At 67.5% G+C, this 18,929-nt stretch carries 15 protein-coding genes and 4 tRNA genes; 14 read left to right on the top strand and 5 right to left on the bottom strand.

The genetic code is table 11. The features are described from left to right. Positions 1-696: 696 nt before the first annotated feature. The 4 genes from ppk2 to hemA form a co-directional block, all read right to left on the bottom strand. The gene (ppk2, locus tag ACVOK1_RS17220; protein WP_200753234.1) at positions 697-1,479 is read right to left on the bottom strand and encodes a polyphosphate kinase 2; all 783 of its coding nucleotides are present in this window, start codon (positions 1,477-1,479) and stop codon (positions 697-699) included. A gap of 62 nt (positions 1,480-1,541) precedes the next feature. After that, on the bottom strand, positions 1,542-3,245 hold the full coding sequence (locus ACVOK1_RS17215) for an O-linked N-acetylglucosamine transferase, SPINDLY family protein (RefSeq protein WP_481562767.1): 1,704 nt from the start codon (positions 3,243-3,245) through the stop codon (positions 1,542-1,544). Positions 3,246-3,249: 4 nt separating this feature from the next. Beyond that, the gene (gene prfA, locus ACVOK1_RS17210; RefSeq protein WP_481562766.1) at positions 3,250-4,332 is read right to left on the bottom strand and encodes a peptide chain release factor 1; all 1,083 of its coding nucleotides are present in this window, start codon (positions 4,330-4,332) and stop codon (positions 3,250-3,252) included. Next, positions 4,310-5,593 carry a glutamyl-tRNA reductase gene (gene hemA / locus ACVOK1_RS17205; protein ID WP_481562765.1) on the bottom strand — a complete coding sequence of 428 codons (1,284 nt, stop codon included), beginning with the start codon at positions 5,591-5,593 and terminating at the stop codon, positions 4,310-4,312. The genes prfA and hemA overlap by 23 nt, the downstream gene beginning before the upstream one ends. Before the next feature lie 63 nt (positions 5,594-5,656). Between hemA and ACVOK1_RS17200 the strand changes: the two genes are divergently transcribed. The 8 genes from ACVOK1_RS17200 (at position 5,657) to ychF (ending at position 12,635) form a co-directional block, all read left to right on the top strand. After that, complete coding sequence (locus ACVOK1_RS17200) at positions 5,657-7,342, top strand: tetratricopeptide repeat protein (protein WP_481562764.1); 1,686 nt, start codon at positions 5,657-5,659, stop codon at positions 7,340-7,342. Next, complete coding sequence (gene lolB / locus ACVOK1_RS17195; RefSeq protein ID WP_108767839.1) at positions 7,339-7,995, top strand: lipoprotein insertase outer membrane protein LolB; 657 nt, start codon at positions 7,339-7,341, stop codon at positions 7,993-7,995. Before ACVOK1_RS17200 ends, lolB begins: the two co-directional genes overlap by 4 nt. After that, positions 7,992-8,861, top strand: coding sequence for a 4-(cytidine 5'-diphospho)-2-C-methyl-D-erythritol kinase (gene ispE, locus ACVOK1_RS17190; protein WP_108767840.1), 870 nt, complete (start codon positions 7,992-7,994; stop codon positions 8,859-8,861). The genes lolB and ispE overlap by 4 nt, the downstream gene beginning before the upstream one ends. A gap of 11 nt (positions 8,862-8,872) precedes the next feature. Then, positions 8,873-8,949 (top strand) — tRNA-Gln (locus tag ACVOK1_RS17185). 137 nt (positions 8,950-9,086) lie between these two features. Beyond that, positions 9,087-10,046, top strand: coding sequence for a ribose-phosphate diphosphokinase (locus ACVOK1_RS17180; protein WP_025879147.1), 960 nt, complete (start codon positions 9,087-9,089; stop codon positions 10,044-10,046). A gap of 110 nt (positions 10,047-10,156) precedes the next feature. Beyond that, complete coding sequence (locus ACVOK1_RS17175; protein WP_200753230.1) at positions 10,157-10,774, top strand: 50S ribosomal protein L25/general stress protein Ctc; 618 nt, start codon at positions 10,157-10,159, stop codon at positions 10,772-10,774. 48 nt (positions 10,775-10,822) lie between these two features. Then, positions 10,823-11,401, top strand: coding sequence for an aminoacyl-tRNA hydrolase (gene pth, locus ACVOK1_RS17170; protein ID WP_481562763.1), 579 nt, complete (start codon positions 10,823-10,825; stop codon positions 11,399-11,401). A gap of 142 nt (positions 11,402-11,543) precedes the next feature. After that, the gene (ychF, locus tag ACVOK1_RS17165) at positions 11,544-12,635 is read left to right on the top strand and encodes a redox-regulated ATPase YchF (RefSeq protein WP_108767842.1); all 1,092 of its coding nucleotides are present in this window, start codon (positions 11,544-11,546) and stop codon (positions 12,633-12,635) included. 503 nt (positions 12,636-13,138) lie between these two features. Here the strand turns inward: ychF and ACVOK1_RS17160 are convergent. Continuing rightward, positions 13,139-15,877 carry a TonB-dependent receptor plug domain-containing protein gene (locus ACVOK1_RS17160; RefSeq protein ID WP_481562762.1) on the bottom strand — a complete coding sequence of 913 codons (2,739 nt, stop codon included), beginning with the start codon at positions 15,875-15,877 and terminating at the stop codon, positions 13,139-13,141. 171 nt (positions 15,878-16,048) lie between these two features. Here ACVOK1_RS17160 and ACVOK1_RS17155 point away from each other — a divergent pair, with 171 nt between their 5' ends. The 6 genes from ACVOK1_RS17155 to ACVOK1_RS17130 form a co-directional block, all read left to right on the top strand. Then, a complete protein-coding gene (locus ACVOK1_RS17155; protein ID WP_481562761.1) occupies positions 16,049-17,074 on the top strand; it encodes a cyanophycinase in 1,026 nt (341 codons plus the stop codon). A gap of 91 nt (positions 17,075-17,165) precedes the next feature. Beyond that, the gene (locus ACVOK1_RS17150; protein ID WP_481562760.1) at positions 17,166-18,182 is read left to right on the top strand and encodes an isoaspartyl peptidase/L-asparaginase family protein; all 1,017 of its coding nucleotides are present in this window, start codon (positions 17,166-17,168) and stop codon (positions 18,180-18,182) included. A gap of 137 nt (positions 18,183-18,319) precedes the next feature. Then, a tRNA-Tyr gene (locus ACVOK1_RS17145) sits at positions 18,320-18,405 on the top strand. Positions 18,406-18,431: 26 nt separating this feature from the next. Then, positions 18,432-18,505: transfer RNA gene (locus ACVOK1_RS17140), tRNA-Gly, on the top strand. 48 nt (positions 18,506-18,553) lie between these two features. Then, positions 18,554-18,629, top strand: a tRNA-Thr gene (locus ACVOK1_RS17135). A gap of 39 nt (positions 18,630-18,668) precedes the next feature. After that, a partial coding sequence (locus ACVOK1_RS17130) for a GTP-binding protein (protein ID WP_481562759.1) occupies positions 18,669-18,929 on the top strand: 261 nt, incomplete at its 3' end.

Below are 18,929 nucleotides of genomic sequence, written 5' to 3'. Positions count from 1 at the left end.
CGGCAAGACCGGGGTTGGGCGTCCTGCCCAACCCGCCCGAGGCATGCCTCGGGCCCATGCCGCTCACACCCCCTCAACCGGACCCACCCCGCCTTCGACAGTTTCCCGCGAACATCCACAGCCTGCTGCTGATGGTGGGGGCCGACCGTTGGTCGGCACGGGGTCTGTCGGAACGGAGATCTGCTCCGGTAGGTGTCGACCTTGGTCGACACAGTAGAGCCACGCCATGCGTGGATGATTTATCCGATATCCGACAGATGTGCCGACCAACGGTCGGCACCCACCAACAGCAGCCGTTGCCAGTAGATCCACACCATGCGTGGATGAATTCATTCGAGATCTGACAGATGTGCCGACCAACGGTCGGCACCCACCAACAGCAGCCGTTGCCAGTAGATCCACGCCATGCGTGGATGAATTCATTCGACATCTGACAGATGTGCCGACCAACGGTCGGCACCCACCAACAGCAGCCGTTGCCAACAGCCGCGTGAATCTGTCGAAGGCGGGGCACTGTGGGTTTGCGGGGTGTGAGCCGCATGGATGCGGCGACCAAGCCCCCATGGACGGGTTCACGGCGTCCCCGCAAACCCACAGTGCCCCGCCATCCCACGGAATGCCGCTCTTGATCTTGCTTCGGCTTCGGCTTTGGCTTCTGCTTGGGCAGGTGCAGGGCGCAGCCCTGCCGAACCACCCCTAATCCTTGACCGGGAAATCCTCGATCGGCCGTAGCACGTCGTAGTGCTCCACATGCAGTTTGCCCTTCAGCTTCGGCAGATCCAGCACCGGCTCATCCACCCGCGTATCCGGCAGCCGGTCCAGCAGATTGCGCACCAGCGACAACCGCCCCAGCCGCTGGTCGTTGAAATCCACCAGCGTCCACGGCGCCGCATCGCGATGCGTTGCCCGCAGCATCGCCTCGCGCGCCTCGGTGTAGGCGCTGTACTTGCTGCGTGACTTCAGATCCACCGGTGACAGCTTCCAGCCCTTCAGCGGATCACTGTGGCGCTCCTCGAAGCGCTTTTCCTGCTGCGCCTGGTCCACGCACAGCCAGTACTTGAACAGCAGGATGCCGTCATCCACCAGCAGCTGCTCGAACACCGGTGCCTGGTGCAGGAACTGCTGGTACTCGGCCTCGCTGCAGTAGCCCATCACCCGTTCCACGCCGGCGCGGTTGTACCAGCTGCGGTCCATCAGCACGATCTCGCCCGCCGCCGGCAGGTGGCTGGCGTAGCGCTGGAAATACCACTGCGTCGATTCGCGGTCGGTCGGCTTCGGCAGCGCGACCACCCGGCATTGGCGCGGGTTGAGATGCTGGCTGATCGCCTGGATCGCGCCGCCCTTGCCGGCGGTATCGCGGCCCTCGAACAGCACCAGCAGGCGTTGCCCGCTGTGCTGTACCCAGCGCGCCATCGCGGTCAGTTCCAGCTGCAGCGGCTGCAGCAGTTCGTCGTACTCCTTGCGCTTGAGCTTGCCCATCGTTGCACCACGCTGGAAGGAAGCCCGAGCGTAGCGCAGTGGTTGCCGAGGCGGTGTCGACGCTACCCGGCCGCGTCTGCCCAACCGTGCTCGCGCGCCAAAGCCTGCAGCAGCGCGGACAGATCCGCGGCGAAGCCGGCCATGTCGAACATGCCGCTGCGGTCGCGCGCCTGCGCCAGCTCAGCGCGCAGCGCGGCCAGTGCCGTCGGGTCGTTGCCCAGCGCGCTGGCGGTGGCGATGAAGGCGGCATCGTCGGCCACGTTCATGTGTGCCAGGCCCAGGTGGTGGTTGAGGCTGCCGGCCACGCGCGCGGCAAAGGTGTCGCCGGGGCAGGTCAGCACCGGGCAGCCGGCCCACAGCGCATCGGAGGCGGTGGTGTGGGCGTTGTACGGGTGCGTGTCCAGGAACAGGTCGGCCAGCGCATAACGAGCGAGGTACTGCGGGTGCGGCAGCTTGGCCATGAACACCAGGCGTGCCGGATCCACGCCGGCGGCCTGTGCCGCCGCGCGCAGGCGTGCATCGGCCTGGCCCGGGCCGACCAGCAGCCACAGCACGCTGCCCGGCACCGCCTGCAGCACCGCGAAGGCGCGGGCCATGCTGCGCGGGTTGAGCTTGTAGCTGTTGTTGAAGCAGCAGAACACCACGCCCTGCGCGGGCAGGCCGCAGTCGGCGCGCGTCGGTGCAGGTTCCAGCACGCGGGTGTTGTCGGAGGGCTGGAAGGCGCGCGGCAGGCGCAGCACGCGTTCGCTGTAATGCGGTTCCAGTGCCGGCGGCAGGGCGAAGGCATCGCCGACCACCGCATCCAGCCACGGTGCGCCGGACGTGCCGGGGTAGGCCAGCCAGTTCAGCTGCAGCGGGGCAGGGCGCATGGCCAGCACCTCGGGCGCGCCGCCACCGCCCCAGCCACGCAGGTCGAACAGCACGTCGATGCCCTGCGTGCGGATCCGTGCAGCGGTCTCGGCATGGCGTTGGCCGGCCACGTCGTGCAGGCGCGCCGCGGTCTGCAGGCGCTCACGGATGCGGCTGCCGTCATCGCGGTTCAGCGCAAACAGGTGCAGCTGCAGTGCCGGGTCGGCCTGCAGCTGCTCCAGCAGGGCCACGGTCAGCAGCCCGGTGGGGTGCGCACCGAATCCATTGGAGAGGAAGCCGACGCGCAGCGGGCCACGTGCACGCACCGGCACCGCCGGCAGCGGGCGCACGGCCGTGGCCACCGCAGCGGCACGCATGCGGGCGCAGGCCAGCTGTTCGGCGGCGCTGGCGTCCTCACTGAGGAAGGCGAACGGCTCGACCACGCCCTGGCCAGCGGCAACGGCGGCGCGCACCTGTGCGGCCAGCGCGTCCACGTCCTGCCAGTCGCACAGGCGGCGCTGCCAGGCCAGGTGCTGTGCGGCGATATACGGTTCGCCAGGCAGCAGCGTGTGCGCGCGGCGATAGGCCGCGGCAGCACCTTCGGCATCGTCGGCATCTTCCAGCGCGTGGCCCAGCCACAGGGCGATGCCCGGGTGTTCCGGTGCCAGCGCGGAGGCCTGGCCGAGCAGCCGTGCCGCATCGGCGTGGGCGCCGACCATCCATGCCACCCGGCCCAGCCGGGCCAGGGCTTCGGGATGGTTCGGGCGCAGCTGCAGGGCGCGCCGTGCGGCCTGTTCGCCGGCGGCGATATCACCGGCTTCAAGTTCCACGTCGGCCAGCATCACCCAGGCGATGAAATCACCGGGCTGGCGTGCCAGCGCCTGCTGCAGTTGCTGTCGTTGCTGCCAGGCCGACATCGGCTCAGCCCGCCGACAGCTGGGCCAGCGCGTCGACCTGGTGCTCGTGGCTCAGGCGCTGCAGCAGGGCGTCGAGGTCGCCGGACAGGACGTTGGGCAGGTCGTACAGGGTCAGCCCTTCCACGCGGTGGTCGGTGATCCTGCCCTGCGGGAAGTTGTAGGTGCGGATGCGCTGGCTGCGGTCGCCGCTGCCCACCTGCAGGCGCCGCGATTCGGCCTGCGCCGCGTCCTGGCGCTGGCGCTCGGCATCCAGCAGCTGCGCCTTCAGCCGCTTCATCGCCTTGTCGCGGTTCGCGTGCTGGCTGCGCTCGGTCTGGCACTCCACCACCACGCCGGTCGGCACGTGGGTGATGCGGATGGCCGATTCGGTCTTGTTGACGTGCTGGCCGCCGGCGCCGGACGAGCGGTAGGTATCCACCCTGAGGTCGGCCGGGTTGATGACGATGTCATCGACCTCGTCGGCTTCGGGAATGATCGCCACGGTCGCCGCCGAGGTGTGGATGCGGCCCTGCGATTCGGTGGCCGGCACGCGCTGCACGCGGTGCGTGCCCGATTCGAACTTCAGGCGCGAGAAAGCGCCGCGACCGACCACGCGTGCCACCACTTCCTTGTAGCCGCCGTGTTCGCCGGGGCTGTCCGATTCGATCTCGACCTTCCAGCCCTGGCGCTCGGCATAGCGGGCGTACATGCGGAACAGGTCGCCGGCGAAGATCGCCGCTTCGTCGCCGCCGGTACCGGCACGCACTTCCAGGAACAGGTTGCCCTCGTCGCGCGGATCGCGCGGTACCAGCAGCAGGGCCAGTTCCTGTTCCAGCTCCTGCAGGCGGGCCTGGGCGGCAGCGATCTCCTCGTCGGCCAGCTCGCGCAGGTCGGGGTCGGCGCGCATGCTTTCGGCTGCCGCGAGGTCGGCCTTGGCACGAGCTTCGTCGGCCAGGGCGGTGGCGACCGGTTCAAGTTGGGCGAATTCGCGCGAAAGATCGCGGAAACGGTTGTTGTCGGCGACCACGTCGGGTTCGGCGAGCAGGCGTTCCAGTTCTTCGCGGCGCTCGGCCAGCGCTTCCAGCTTACGGCGCAGGGTCGGCGTCATCGGGTCTCACGGGTGGGTGGCGGTAGCCCGGCGTGGCCGGGAACAGGCGCTCGGCAGCGCGGGTCAGGTCGGCGTCGCCACTGAGCGCGGCCGCGCGCAGGGCGGCGGTCGGCGGGTGCAGCAGGCGGTTGGTCAGGCCATGGGCCAGCAGTTCCAGCACTTCGTCGGCCGGCTTGCCATTGGCCAGCTGCTGCCGCGCACGCTCCAGCAGCTCGGCGCGGGTGGCCTCGCCGAAGGCGCGCAGCTGCCGCAGGGGCGCCTGGTGGGCGCTGGCCTGCAGGGTTTCGACGAAGCGCGAGACCTGCAGGTCGATGATCGCCTCGGCCTCGGCGGCCGCCTCGCGACGGCCGCGGCGGTTCTCTTCCACCGCGCGTTCAAGGTCGTCCACGGTGTACAGGAAGGCGTCGTTGAGCGTGCCGACCTCGGCCTCGATGTCGCGCGGCACGGCCAGGTCGAACAGCAGCATCGGCTTGTGCCGGCGCGCGCGCAGGGCCTTGGCCACCATTTCGCGGTGGATGACCGGTTCGCGCGCGGCGGTGGCCGAGAACACCACGTCGGCCTCGGCCAAGTGGCGTTCCAGCTCGGTCAGCGGCAGCGCCACGCCGCCGTGGCGGGTGGCCAGTTCCTGCGCATGGGCCAGGGTACGGTTGGCGATCAGCAGGCGGCGCACCTTGCCTTCGCTCAGGTGCCGTGCAGCCAGCTCGATGGTCTCGCCGGCGCCGACCAGCAGCACCGTGGAATCGTCCAGGCGGGCGAACGCGTTCTGCGCCAGGCGCACCGCGGCCGAGGCGACCGAGACTGGATTGGCGCCCACCTGGGTATCGGTGCGCGCACGCTTGGCCACCGAGAAGGTCTGCTGGAACAGCCGGTCCAGGCGTTGGCCGAGCAGGCCGTGGTCGCGCGCGGTGGACCAGGCATCCTTCACCTGTCCCAGGATCTGCGGCTCGCCCAGCACCATCGAATCGAGCCCGGTGGCGACCCGGAACAGGTGGCGCACCGCATCGGCGTCGGCATGCTGGTACAGGTAGCCCTGCAGGTCGCCGGCCTGGCTGTGCAGCCACTGGTCCAGCGCCTGCGGCGAATCGGCCACCGCGTACAGCTCGGTGCGGTTGCAGGTGGAAAGCAGGACCGCCTCGGCGATCTGCGGGGTATCGCGCAGCGAACCGAGCGCGCGCGGCAGCGCGTCACCGGCGAAGGCCGCGCGTTCGCGCAGCTCTACCGGTGCGGTCTGGTGATTCAGTCCGAGCACCCACAGGGTCATTGTTCAGTTGCTTGCGATAAGCTGCTGGCCATTGGACGACATTTTAAGGCCCCGATGCCGACGATGCCCGCATTGATTCGCATCCCCAGTGTTCTGCTGCTGTCCCTGGCCTTCAGCCAGGTGCTGGCGGCGGCGCCGGCCAAGGCTCCCGCACGGGGCCCGGCCAGCGAAGAACTGGCCCTGGAACCGGTGATGGCCGGGGAATTCGCCCTGCAGGCCGGCAAGCTGGCCGACGCCGCGCACTGGTACCTGCAGGCGGCCGAGCAGACCGCCGGCGATGCCGGGCTGGCCGAACGGGCCACCCGCATCTCCATGCTGGCCAACGATGACGCCAGCGCCGCCAAGGGCCTGGCCCTGTGGGAGAAGCGCGCGCCCAGCTCGCTGTCCATGCGCAGTGCCGCCGGTGCGCTGGCCATGCGCCAGGGCAACGTGAAGGCCGCGCGCACCGAGCTGCAGGCCCTGCTGGCCGACCCCGACGATCGCGGCTGGAAGTTCGCGCTGGCCGCCCTGATTGGCGGTGGCCGCGACCCCGCCGTGCCGGCGCAGGTGCTGGGCGAGCTGGTCGATGCCAATGCCATTCCGCCGAAGATCGAGGCCTGGCAGGAATTCGGCCGGCTGGCCCTGCGCATGGAACAGCCCGAGCTGGCCCGGCGCATGATCGACGAAGTGGTCAAGCGCTTCCCGGACGAGCCGCGGGTAGCCCTGCTGCGTGCCAGCCAGCTGCAGCAGGCCGGACAGACCGCGCAGGCGCTGGCGCTGCTGCAGGGGGTCGAGCCGAAGACCCGGCAGGACCCGGAGCTGCGCAATGCCGTGGCCATCGCCTATGACAGCCTGGGCCAGCCGGCCGCCGCCGAGCGGGTGCTGGCCGTCGGCCCGCAGAACGTGCAGACCTGGGGCATGCGCGCCTCGCTGCTGGCAAAGCAGGGCGACACCGCCGCGCTGTCGGGCCTCTACAACGAGCTCTCGCGGCAGGCCGCCAGGCCGGACCCGGCGCAGCGCCTGCTGCTGGGCAAGATCGCCGAGTACCTCAAACGCTACCCCGAGGCGGTGAACTGGTACCACAGCGTGCCGGGTGGCGACGAACTGAACGAGGCGCGCCTGCGCGCGGCCAATGCGCAGGGCCTGGCCGGCCGGCAGGCGCTGGCGCTGGACGAAGTGCATGCCATCCAGTCCGATGCCATGGTCGATGATGATGTGCGCCGCGATGCCTACCTGCTGGAAGCCGAGCTGCGCCAGCGCGCCGACGACCTGCCGGGCGAACTGGATGCGCTGGCCCGTGGCCTGGCCGCCTATCCGGACGAGAACGGCCTGCTGTACGCCCGCGCCCTGGCCTGGGAGCGGCGCGATGACATCGCCCGCGCCGAGGCCGACCTGCGCAAGGTGCTGGTGACCGATCCGGAGAACGTGCCGGCGCTGAACGCGCTGGGCTACACCCTGGCCGACCGCACCAAGCGCTATCAGGAAGCCCTGGAACTGATCGACCGCGCGCGCGTGGCCGAGCCGGACAACCCGGCCATCGTCGACAGCTACGGCTGGGTGCTGTATCGCCTGGGCCGCAACGACGAAGCCCTGGTGCAGCTGCGCCGGGCCTGGACGCTGTCCCGCGACCCGGAGATCGCCGCCCACGTGGGCGAGGTGCTGTGGGTGCTCGGCAAGCACGACGAGGCCCGCCACTTCTTCGAGGAAGCGGCCAAGCTCGACCCTGAAAACCGCGCGCTGCTGCGCGCCCGCGAGAAATTCAATCCATGAGTGTTTCCATGATCCGGCCGCTGCTGCTGGTGGCCGTGACCCTGGCGGTGAGCGCCTGTACCAGCGTGGGCACGCAGAAGACGCCGGCTCCGGACGTGGTCTATACCGTGTCGCCGGCCGCCGAGCGCGCCGAGGAGGCCCGCGTGCAGGCCCTGCGCGCGCAGCCCGATTACAGCTTCCAGGGCCGGGTCGCGGTCAGCAAGGGAAAGAACGGTGGCAGCGGCCGCATCGACTGGGTCCAGCAGGGCAGCGAGTACCGCATCCAGCTGAGTGCGCCGGTCACCCGCCAGAGCTGGACCCTGCAGGGGGATTCGGTACAGGGCGGGGCACGCCTGGAAGGGCTCGGTGATGGCCCGCGCGCCGGTGATGACGCCCGCCAGCTGCTGCTGGATGCCACCGGCTGGGATATCCCGGTCAATGAACTGTCCGACTGGACCCGTGGCCTGGTGCTGCGCGGTTCCGGCGAAAGCAGCGTGGAGCGCGATGCCGAGGGCCGCCCGCGGCGCATGCAGCAGGCCGGTTGGCTGATCCAGTACCTGGACTGGTACCCGGCCCAGGAAGGAAGCCCGGCCCTGCCGCGGCGCATCGAGGCCAGCCGCGAGGACGCCAAGGTGCGCCTGCTGGTCGACCAGTGGGGCGCCGACGCGCCATGACCGCGCAGATTGACGCCGATGGCTGGTCCTGGTGGCCGGCCCCGGCCAAGCTGAACCTGTTCCTGCACATCACCGGCCGCCGCGCCGATGGCTACCATGAGCTGCAGACCGTGTTCCGCCTGCTGGACTGGGGCGACCGCATCGGCCTGCGCCTGCGCGATGATGGATTGGTGCGACGTCAGGGCGAGGGCCTGGCCGGTGTTGCCGAGGCCGATGATCTGGCGGTGCGTGCGGCCAGGCTGCTGCAATCAGCTGCCAACGTCGGTCAGGGGGCGGATATCGTCGTTGAAAAGCATGTTTCGGCGGGTGGCGGCTTCGGCGGCGGCTCGTCCGACGCGGCCACCGTGCTGGTGGTCCTGAACCGGCTCTGGCAGGCCGGCCTGGACGAGGATGCGCTGGCTGCACTGGGCCTGCGCCTGGGCGCCGACGTGCCGGTCTTCGTGCGCGGCCACAACGCCTGGGCCGAGGGCGTGGGCGAGCGCCTGCAGCCGGTGGCCCTGCCGCCGGCCTGGTACGTGATCGTCGAACCGGGCGTTCATGTTCCGACCCCGGCCCTGTTCGCTGACCCGGATTTGACGCGCGACTGCCCACAGGCGAAAATAGACGACTTCGCTTCCGGCGCTCTGGTCGGAAACGTGTTCGAGCCGGTGCTGCGCCGCCGCGAGCCTGCCGTCGAGGCGGTGCTTGCCGCGTTGAGCAGCATAGGCCAGGCACGTTTGACCGGGTCCGGAAGTGGTTGTTTCGTCGAGTTCGATTCGCAGGCTGCCGCAGAGCAGGGGCGAGCGGAGTTGCCGAAGGAGTTGCGGGCAAGGGTGGCCGCGGGCGTTGCACGTTCGCCACTGCTGGATGCACTCGAGCAACACTGATTCATCAATGCAGGGGCGTCGCCAAGAGGCCCAAGGCACCAGGTTTTGATCCTGGCATTCGGAGGTTCGAATCCTCCCGCCCCTGCCAATGCGGCTGCGTCCGCGCCATCCAGCGCATCACTGCGCGGGACGTGGAAACAGCCGCGGTGTTGTAAGCAGCAGGGGCCGCAGCGGTCCTTGCCGCTACCGGATCCCCGCCACTCGTCCCCGCCCGAGACAATCATGATGCAAGAGTCCCCGAACCTGCTGGTATTTTCCGGCAACGCCAACAAACGTCTGGCGCAGAACATCTGCAAGGAACTGGGAGTCCGCCCGGGCAAGGCACTGGTCTCGCACTTCTCCGATGGTGAAGTGCAGGTCGAGATCGAAGAAAACGTCCGCAAGCAGGACGTCTTCGTGATCCAGCCGACCTCGGCGCCGAGCGCGGAAAACCTGATGGAACTGCTGGTCCTGATCGACGCGCTCAAGCGCGCATCGGTGGCCAGCGTGACCGCCGTGGTGCCGTACTTCGGCTACTCGCGCCAGGATCGCCGCATGCGTTCCTCGCGCGTGCCGATCACCGCCAAGCTGGCGGCCAAGATGTTCAGCACCGCTGGCGCTGATCGCGTGCTGACCGTCGACCTGCACGCCGACCAGATCCAGGGCTTCTTCGATATCCCGGTGGACAACGTGTATGCGTCCCCGCTGCTGCTGGCCGACATCTGGCGCGCCTACGGCACCGAGAACCTGATCGTCGTCTCGCCGGACGTGGGCGGCGTGGTCCGCGCCCGTGCGGTGGCCAAGCGCCTGGATGACGCCGACCTGGCGATCATCGACAAGCGCCGCCCGCGCGCCAACGTCTCCACCGTGATGAACATCATCGGTGACGTCGAAGGCAAGACCTGCGTCATGGTCGATGACATCGTCGATACCGCCGGCACCCTGTGCGCCGCTGCCGCTGCCCTCAAGGCGCGCGGTGCGCTCAAGGTCGCCGCCTACTGCACCCACGCGGTGCTGTCGGGCCCGGCGGTGGACAACATCACCAATTCCCAGCTCGACGAGCTGGTGGTGACCGACACCATCCCGCTGAAGGACGCAGCGCGGGTGTGCAGCAAGATCCGCCAGCTGAGCGTGGCGGAAATGCTGGCCGAAACGATGCGCCGCATCGCCTTCGGCGAGTCGGTCAGCTCGCTGTACGTCGACTGATTTTTTCGTCCCTGCCGGCAACGGTAGGGACACACCCCGGGTGCTTCTGGTCGCGGAAGCATCTTCAATCGCCGAGCTGCAAGGCAAGGCAACAACCTGAGTAGTCGAAAATGTCGAAGACCCATGAAATCAAGGTCACCAAGCGTGAACTGCAGCGTAAGGGTGCGAGCCGCCGCCTGCGTCACGCTGGTGTGATCCCGGCCATCGTGTACGGCGGTACCGCCGAGCCGGTCGCCATCAGCCTGGACCACAACGAAATCTGGCTGGCCCAGCAGAACGAGTGGTTCTACGCCTCCATCCTGGACCTGAACCTGGATGGTAAGGTCGAGCGCGTGCTGCTGCGTGACATTCAGCGCCACCCGTACAAGCAGCTGATCATGCACCTGGACTTCCTGCGCGTGAATGAGAACGAAGCCCTGACCGCTTCGGTTCCGCTGCACTTCATCAACGAAGACACCTCGCCGGCTGGCAAGGCTGCCGACGTCGTGGTCACCCACGAACTGAAGGAAGTCACCATCAGCTGCCTGCCGAAGGACCTGCCGGAGTCGATCGAAGTCGACCTGGGCGCCCTGAACGCTGGCGACGTGGTGTACCTGTCCAACATCAAGCTGCCGAAGGGCGTGGAAATCCCGGCCCTGGCGCTGGGCAAGGACCACGACGACGCCATCGTCACCGCCAAGCACGGCAAGGAAGACGCTGCCGACGCTGAAGCTCCGGCTGCCGAGTAATACCGTAGCGGTGCCTGCCTCCGGGCAGGCACCGTTCTGGAAGGAACCATGGCAGGACTGCGACTGATCGTCGGTCTGGGCAATCCCGGATCGGAACACGCCCGGACCCGGCACAATGCCGGGTTTCATTTCGTTGAGGCCCTGGCTGAAAAAGCCGGTGCACGCTGGAATGTGGACAGCAAGCTGTTCGGCGAGACCGCCAAGGTCGAGATCGCCGGGCAGGCCGTGTGGCTGCTGAAGCCGGCCACCTTCATGAACCTCAGCGGCAAGTCGGTCACCGCCGCACAGCGGTTCTGGAAGATCGAGCCGGAGGAAACCCTGCTGGCGCACGACGAACTGGACCTGCCGCCCGGCGCGGTACGGCTGAAGTTCGACGGCGGCCACGGCGGCCAGAACGGCCTGCGTGACACCATGCGCCTGCTCGGCCACGGCAAGTTCCACCGCCTGCGCGTGGGCATCGGCCATCCCGGCCACAAGGACCGCGTGGTGGGTTGGGTGCTCGGCCGTCCCTCCAAGGACGACGACGTGCTGATCGCACGCGCCATCGACGATGCCATCGACGTGCTGCCGCTGGCGGTACAGGGCGATTTCAACGAAGCAATGAAGCGGCTGCACACCCCGAAATAACGGTAGTGCCGGCCGCTGGCCGGCAACGGGCGCCAACCGGCCCCGGTAGGTACCGACCGTTGGTCGGTATGGAGAATGATTGGAAAAGCAGCGCCCACCTCGCTGCTTCCCCAATCACTTTCACCCCAGAGAGCTGTCACCCATGGGTATCAAATGCGGCATCGTCGGCCTGCCCAACGTCGGCAAGTCGACCCTGTTCAACGCGCTGACCAAGGCGGGCATCGCCGCGGCGAACTTCCCGTTCTGCACCATCGAACCGAACGTCGGCATCGTGCCGGTGCCGGACCCGCGCCTGGGTGAGCTGGCGGCGATCATCAACCCGCAGAAGGTCATCCCGACCGCGGTCGAGTTCGTCGACATCGCCGGCCTGGTGGCCGGTGCGGCCAGCGGTGAAGGCCTCGGCAACAAGTTCCTGGCGCACATCCGCGAAGTCGATGCGATCACCCACGTGGTGCGCTGCTTCGAGAACGCCGACGTCATCCACGTCAACAACAAGGTCGACCCGATCTCGGACATCGAAACCATCGATACCGAACTGGCGCTGGCCGACCTGGACAGCGTCGAGAAGGCACTGAACCGCGCCGAGCGCGCGGCAAAGGGTGGCGACAAGGAAGCGGCCGCGCGCAAGCCGGTGCTGGCCAAGCTGCAGGCCGCCCTGGCCGACGGCAGGTCGGGTCGCTCGGTCGGCCTGGACGAGGAAGAGAAGGCGCTGGTCCGTGACCTGTTCCTGCTGACCCTGAAGCCGGTGATGTACATCGCCAACGTGCTGGAAGACGGCTTCGAGAACAACCCGCACCTGGACGCCGTGCGCGCCCACGCCGCCGCCGAAGGCGCGCAGGTGGTGCCGGTGTCGGCCGCGATCGAAGAAGAGCTGTCCCAGCTCGACGACGAAGACCGCGACACCTTCCTGGCCGATCTCGGCCTGAGCGAGCCGGGCCTGAACCGCGTGATCAACGCGGCCTACAGCCTGCTGGGCCTGCAGACCTACTTCACCGCTGGCGTGAAGGAAGTCCGCGCGTGGACCGTGCGCAAGGGCGCCACCGCCCCGCAGGCCGCTGCGGTCATCCACACCGACTTCGAGAAGGGCTTCATCCGCGCCGAAACCATCGCGTATGACGACTTCATCAAGTACAAGGGCGAAGCCGGCGCCAAGGAAGCCGGTCGCCTGCGCCTGGAAGGCAAGGAATACCGCGTGCAGGAAGGCGACGTGCTGCACTTCCGCTTCAACGTCTGATCCAGCGGCAACGGATCGACCCCGGACGCCCCGCCTCGAGCGGGGCGTTCGCGTTTCCGGCATCGGTTTCTGCGCTGGACAAAAAATGACCACGCTTCGAAACGCCTGCGGCGCAACGTTCGCACGCACTTGTCCACACCAAACCCCCACCGCTTTCCACGCGCGGTGTGGAAAACCGTGGGGTCGGATCCCTTTCCACCGGAAAGGGCTCCGACCCCGATCAGCGCAGCCGAGTCGTGGACAAACTTTCACCACGCATGAAAACGCCTGCAGCGTAACGCTCGCACCCACTTGTCCACATCAAGTTCCCATCGCTCTCCACGTCGCGTGTGGAAAACAACCGAGACCGTGGACAAAAAATCACCACGCGTGGAAACGCCTGCGGCGCAATGCTCGCGCCCACTTGTCCACACCAAGTTCCCATCGCTCTCCACGTGCGGTGTGCATAAACAACGAGGCCCGCCAATGGCGGGCCTCGTCGTCCACGTCCTGCGAGACCGCGCTTACAACGCGCTGCCGCCGAACTTGTGGGTGTACTGCAGGTTGATCGTGCGGCCGACGCTGTCGAACCAGGACACGTCGTAGTACGGGTAGGCCGTGTACGTGGCGTCCTTCGGCGGCATCTTGTTGAACACGTTGACCACCGACAGCGACAGGCGCGAGTGGTCGTCGAAGCGGTACTGCACCGACGCGTTGTAGCGGTAGGTGGCCTTGATGTACGGGCTGTCGCCGCTGTCCGGGTCGAACACCTGGTCGTAGCTGTCCGAGTTCGGCAGCTTGCCCAAGCGCGAGCCGTACACGGTGGCCGACCACGCATCCTTCTCCCAGGTCACGCTGACGCTGGTCTTGGTGCGCGGGATGTCGAAGCCGCTGTTCACCGCGAACTGGTCTTCGGTCGGGTCGCCCGGGTAGCGCTGGAAATCATGCTCCTTCACCCAGGTGTGGGTGCCGTTGAAGATGAAATCACCGGCACCGGTCTGCAGGCGGTAGCGCAGGCCCACGTCGATGCCCGAGGTCGACTCACGCGCCACGTTGATCGGGTTGACGTACACGCCGTACAGGCGGCCGTCGGCGGTGCGGGTCACCCGCGCCAGCGCGTCCACGCAGGTCGGCGAGGTGATGTCGGCGTCGCCCAGGCGGCAGTTCGCTTCGCTGGCCAGGATCGTGCGCACGTCCATGTCCTGCACCTGCTTGCGCATGTCGATGTCGAACCAGTCCACCGACAGATCGAGGCCGGTGGCCGGCGACCAGACGAAGCCTGCGCTCCACGAGGTGCTGGTTTCCGGGTCGAGCTCGCGATTGCCGCTGCGGCTGCGGATCACGTTGCGCTCGTAGTCGGAGCAGTCATCGGCATCGTCGGCACGGCAGCTGTACAGATCCTCGGCCGTGGTCTCGTCGTTGCCCGGGCCGGCGAACACGTAGTGCAGGTCGGGCGCGCGGAAGGCGGTGCCGTAGGAGCCGCGCACCAGCAGGCTGTCCACGGGACGCCATTCCAGGCCGCCGCTCCAGGTCGCCTTGCCGATGGTATGGCCGGAATAGCGGTACTGGTCGTAGCGGCCGGCCACGCTCAGGTTCAGCGTGTCGTGCAGCGGCAGGCGCAGTTCGGCGGCGGTCGCCCAGCGGTTGCGCGACCCCTTGCCGTCCGAATCCTTCCAGCTGTAGTAGTAGTACTCGGTCGCCAGCGGATCGGGATTCAACGCGTAGGCCTGCTGGCCCACTTCCACGGTCGCGGCGAAACCGGCATCGCCGCCGGGCAGGCCGAACAGCGAACCGTTGGTCAGGGTCAGGGCCGCGGTCTCGGTGCGCGACTTCGGGGTGTAGGTCGTGCGTGCGGCGATCGACTCGTACTCGGCGCGGGTCAGCGGCCGGTACAGGCGCGACGGGTCGGCGTTGTAGATCGGGAAGCCATCATCGTCCTCGCCCAGCTGCGGCCCCAGGAACAGGTCGTTGGCCTTGGCGGCGACGATCTGCGGCCAGCTGATCCGCGACTGGTACTGGGAGTGGCTCAGCGCCGCTTCGTAATCCCAGTTGCCGGCCAGGTTGCCCTTGAAGCCGGTGGTCACGCTGAAGGTCTTCTGCGTGCTGCGCACCATGGCATTGCGCAGGCCGCCCATCTCCTCGGGCGAGAACTGGCGCTGCCAGAATTCGATCTCACCCGTGGCCTGGTTGTTGAAGTAGCCCGACTCGTCGCCGTCGGCGGCCATGCGGCCCCACGAGGTGACATCGCGCATCAGGGCCAGCGTGTGGTACCCCATCTGCACGTCGGCAAACCACTGCTGGCCGTTGTCGAAGTCATAGCTCAGCGAGGCATAGCCGTTGGCGCCGCGGCGCTTGCTGAGGATGGTGCCGTAGCTGATCGACGTGTCGCTGCCGCAGTAGTAGCCATAGCGCGGGCGGAAGGCATGGTACGTGCTGCCCTGGTTCTGCCCGGCCAGCGCTTCGCAGGTGGCCGCGCCCGGGTCCAGGTAGTCGTCGTTGTAGTCGGTGCGCAGGTAGGCGCGGCGGGCGATGCGCGAGCCTTCGGTCGGCCCGTCCTGGGTCGAATCCTGGATGTCGCGCTCATAGGCCCACAGTGGCGTCTGCGACTGCAGCTCCACGCTGTACACCGCATTGAAATTGCCCTTGCTGAAGCCGCTGGACAGGCTCATGTCGAACGACTCGCCACCGCCTTCGCTGGTGGTGCCCATGCGCACGTCGACGGTGGTGCCGTCGGCCTTCTTCTTCAGGATGAAGTTGACCACGCCGGCGATCGCATCCGAACCGTAGATGGCCGACGCGCTGCCGGTCAGCACCTCGATGCGGTCGATCATGCCCAGCGGGATGTTGGACACGTCGGTGAAGTTGCTGCGGCCCTGGAAGGGCATCGGGAAATCAGCGATGCGGCGGCCGTTGACCAGCACCAGGGTGTGGTTCGGGCCCAGCCCGCGCAGGTCGACCTGCTGCGCGCCCGGCGAGAAGTCGGCGCCGCTGGAGGACTGCTGGCTCTGCGTCTCGCCGCCGTTCTGGGTCATCGCACGCAGCACGTCGGGCACCGTGGTGAAGCCGCTGGAGCGGATCTCCTCGGCATTGATCACCGTGATCGGTGCCGGGCCTTCCACCTGTGCGCGCGGAATGCGCGAACCGGTCACCTGGACCGCATCGAGTTGCTGCACCGAAGAGGAGCCGGGGCTCTGGGCCGCTGCCGAGGCAGCAACACCCATCAACGCCAGCTGGATCGACCACGCCATCGCCTGTCTACGCATGAGAGATATCTCGGGAATGAAGCCGGCCCGCAGAGGAGGGGCCCTGTCCCCCATTCACAATCCGGAATGGGCGCGCGCATTTAACGCCTTTTTTATGCTCTTGACTACAGGTCTTTCATCTGGCAAAGAGTGAAAACGGTTGCAAGCCGATTCTGTTCAGGGAGATCCACGATGAGTTCCCTTGTCCGCCGATTCTGGTCAAGCCTCGTGCTGGGGGTGGTGCTGGCCGCGATGGCCCCGCTGGCTTCAGCGCAGGACTCCCGTGACCTGCATTCCCCTGGCTTCGATTATTACGAGATTGGCGACCTGGATGCACCCCGTCCCGGTCCACGCGCCCCGGCGATGATGCTGATGGGCGGTGGCGAGTGGGTGCCCGAGGCCTTCCAGTGGTGGCTGCGGCAGGCCGGCAACGGCCGCGTGCTGATCCTGCGCGCCTCCGGTGGCGATGAGCTGCAGGAGCGCCTGTACCGCGATATCGGCGGCACCACCGCCGTGCAGACCCTGGTGTTCGACAACCGCCGCGGCGCCGACGATCCGGCGGTGCTGCGCGTGGTCGCCGCCGCCGATGCCATCTTCATCGCCGGCGGTGACCAGTCGCGCTACATCCGCTTCTGGAAGGGCACGGCGCTCAACCGCGCGCTCAATGCGCATGTCCGCGCCGGCAAGCCGATCGCCGGTACCAGCGCTGGGCTGGCGATCCTCGGTGGTTACGCCTACGGCGCGCTCGATGGCGGCAGCATCACCTCGGCCGGCGCGCTGGCCGACCCGATGGGCAGCGCGGTCACCCTGGACAGCGGCTTCCTGCACATGCCCTACCTGCAGCGCGTGGTCACCGATACCCACTTCGACAAGCGCGACCGGCTCGGCCGCCTGATCGTGTTCGTGGCCCGCGCCGCGCAGGAAAGCGGCGATCCGGACATGGTCGGCATCGGCGTGGACGAGGACACCGCGCTGTGCGTGGAGCCCGACGGCCAGGCCCAGGTCTACAGCGCCGATGGCCAGGGCAAGGTCTGGGTGGTCAGCCCCGGCCGCGACGCCGACCGGATGGTCGAAGGCGAGCCGTTGCAGTTCCACGCCGTGCCGGTCACCGTGGTCGCCAGCGGTGGCCGCCTGCGCCTGGATGACTTCCAGGCCGACGTCGACTACCACGCCATGGTCGACATCACCGACGGCGAGATCGAAATCACGCGCCGGTAGTGCCGGGCCATGCCCGGTGGCCTTGCCGCATCGCTCTTTCCGCCGGGCAGGGCCCGGCGCTACCGAACTACACTCCCTGGAGACGTACCTGATGAAACTGCGCTTGGCGCTGTCTGCCCTGTTGTCCCTGCCCCTGCTCGCGCAGGCAGCGCCGTCCACTTCGCCGCTGCTGGTCATCCATGGCGGGGCAGGGGTCGAGCGCAAGGATCTGTCGCCGGCTGAAGAGAAGGCTGCGCGCGCGGCGTTGAAGGCAGCGCTGTTGAAGGGGCATGCCGAACTGGCGGCAGGTCGCCCGGCGCTGGCGGCGGTCACCGCGGCGATCACCGTGCTCGAGGACGATCCCACCTTCAATGCCGGCAAGGGCGCGGTGTTCACCCATGACGGCCACAACGAACTGGACGCTTCGCTGATGGATAGCGCCACCCAGGCGGCCGGTGCGGTCGCGGGCGTGCAGCGCGTGCGCAACCCGATCCAGCTGGCGCAGCTGGTCATGCAGAAATCGCCGCACGTGATGATGGTCGGGCAGGGCGCCGAGGCGTTCGCGGTGGAGCAGGGCGTCAGCCTAGTGGATCCCTCGTATTTCCGCACCGACAAGCGCTGGCAGCAGCTGCAGCGCGCACTGAAGGAAGAGGCCAGCGGCCAGGCTCATGCCGATCTCGAAACCGCCAAGCACTTCGGCACCGTCGGCGCCGTCGCGCTGGATGCGCAGGGGCATCTTGCGGCAGGCACGTCCACCGGCGGCATGACCAACAAGCGCTACGGCCGCGTGGGCGACTCGCCGATCATCGGTGCCGGTACCTGGGCCGATACGCGCTGCGCGGTGTCCGGTACCGGTTGGGGCGAGTACTACATCCGCACCGCGGCGGCGCACGAGATCTGTGCGCGCATGCGTTACCAGGGGCAGACGCCGGAGCAGGCCGGCAAGGGCGTCATCAATGACACCATTCCGCAGATGGGTGGCGATGGTGGCGCCATCGTGCTGTCCGCAGACGGAAAAGCGGCCACGCCGTTCAACACGCAGGGCATGTATCGGGGCTGGATTGGCGCCGACGGAGTGCCCCATGTCGCAATTTTCGCCAACGAGACCCTGGTGCTGCCGGGGCAATAACCTTGCGTATCAATGGGTTTGCGACAACGTGTGAAAAAAACCGAAAAAAGCGTTGACAGCCCCCCGTCCCATCAGCAGAATAAGCGGCTCACCACCACACACCGCAACGCTTCGGCGGCAACGGGATGGGGTGGTAAGGAGGGATACCCAAGCGGCCAACGGGGGCAGACTGTAAATCTGCTGGCTTACGCCTTCGGTGGTTCGAATCCACCTCCCTCCACCAGATTCACGTTGTGGCACATTCCCGGTGCGGGAGTAGTTCAATGGTAGAACCTCAGCCTTCCAAGCTGATGGTGCGGGTTCGATTCCCGTCTCCCGCTCCATTGAATGAACTTTGAATATTATCGAGTTCATGCCATAATGCAAAACTCGCTCACATAGCTCAGTCGGTAGAGCACTTCCTTGGTAAGGAAGAGGTCGAAGGTTCGATTCCTTTTGTGAGCACCATCTTAAGCACCACACCAGACGAATTCGAGATAAGCAGCCATGGCCAAGGGTAAGTTCGAGCGCACCAAGCCGCACGTCAACGTCGGCACCATCGGTCACGTCGACCACGGCAAGACCACGCTGACCGCCGCACTGACCAAGATCGGTGCCGAGCGTTTCGGCGGCGAGTTCAAGGACTACTCGGCCATTGACGCCGCTCCGGAAGAGAAGGCTCGTGGTATCACGATCTCGACCGCGCACGTCGAATACGAATCCACCACCCGTCACTACGCCCACGTCGATTGCCCGGGCCACGCTGAC

Source organism: Stenotrophomonas sp. STEN087 (assembly GCF_056759115.1).
Note: the sequence above shows the minus strand (reverse complement) of the source record. Positions and strands in the feature narration are given on the sequence as shown.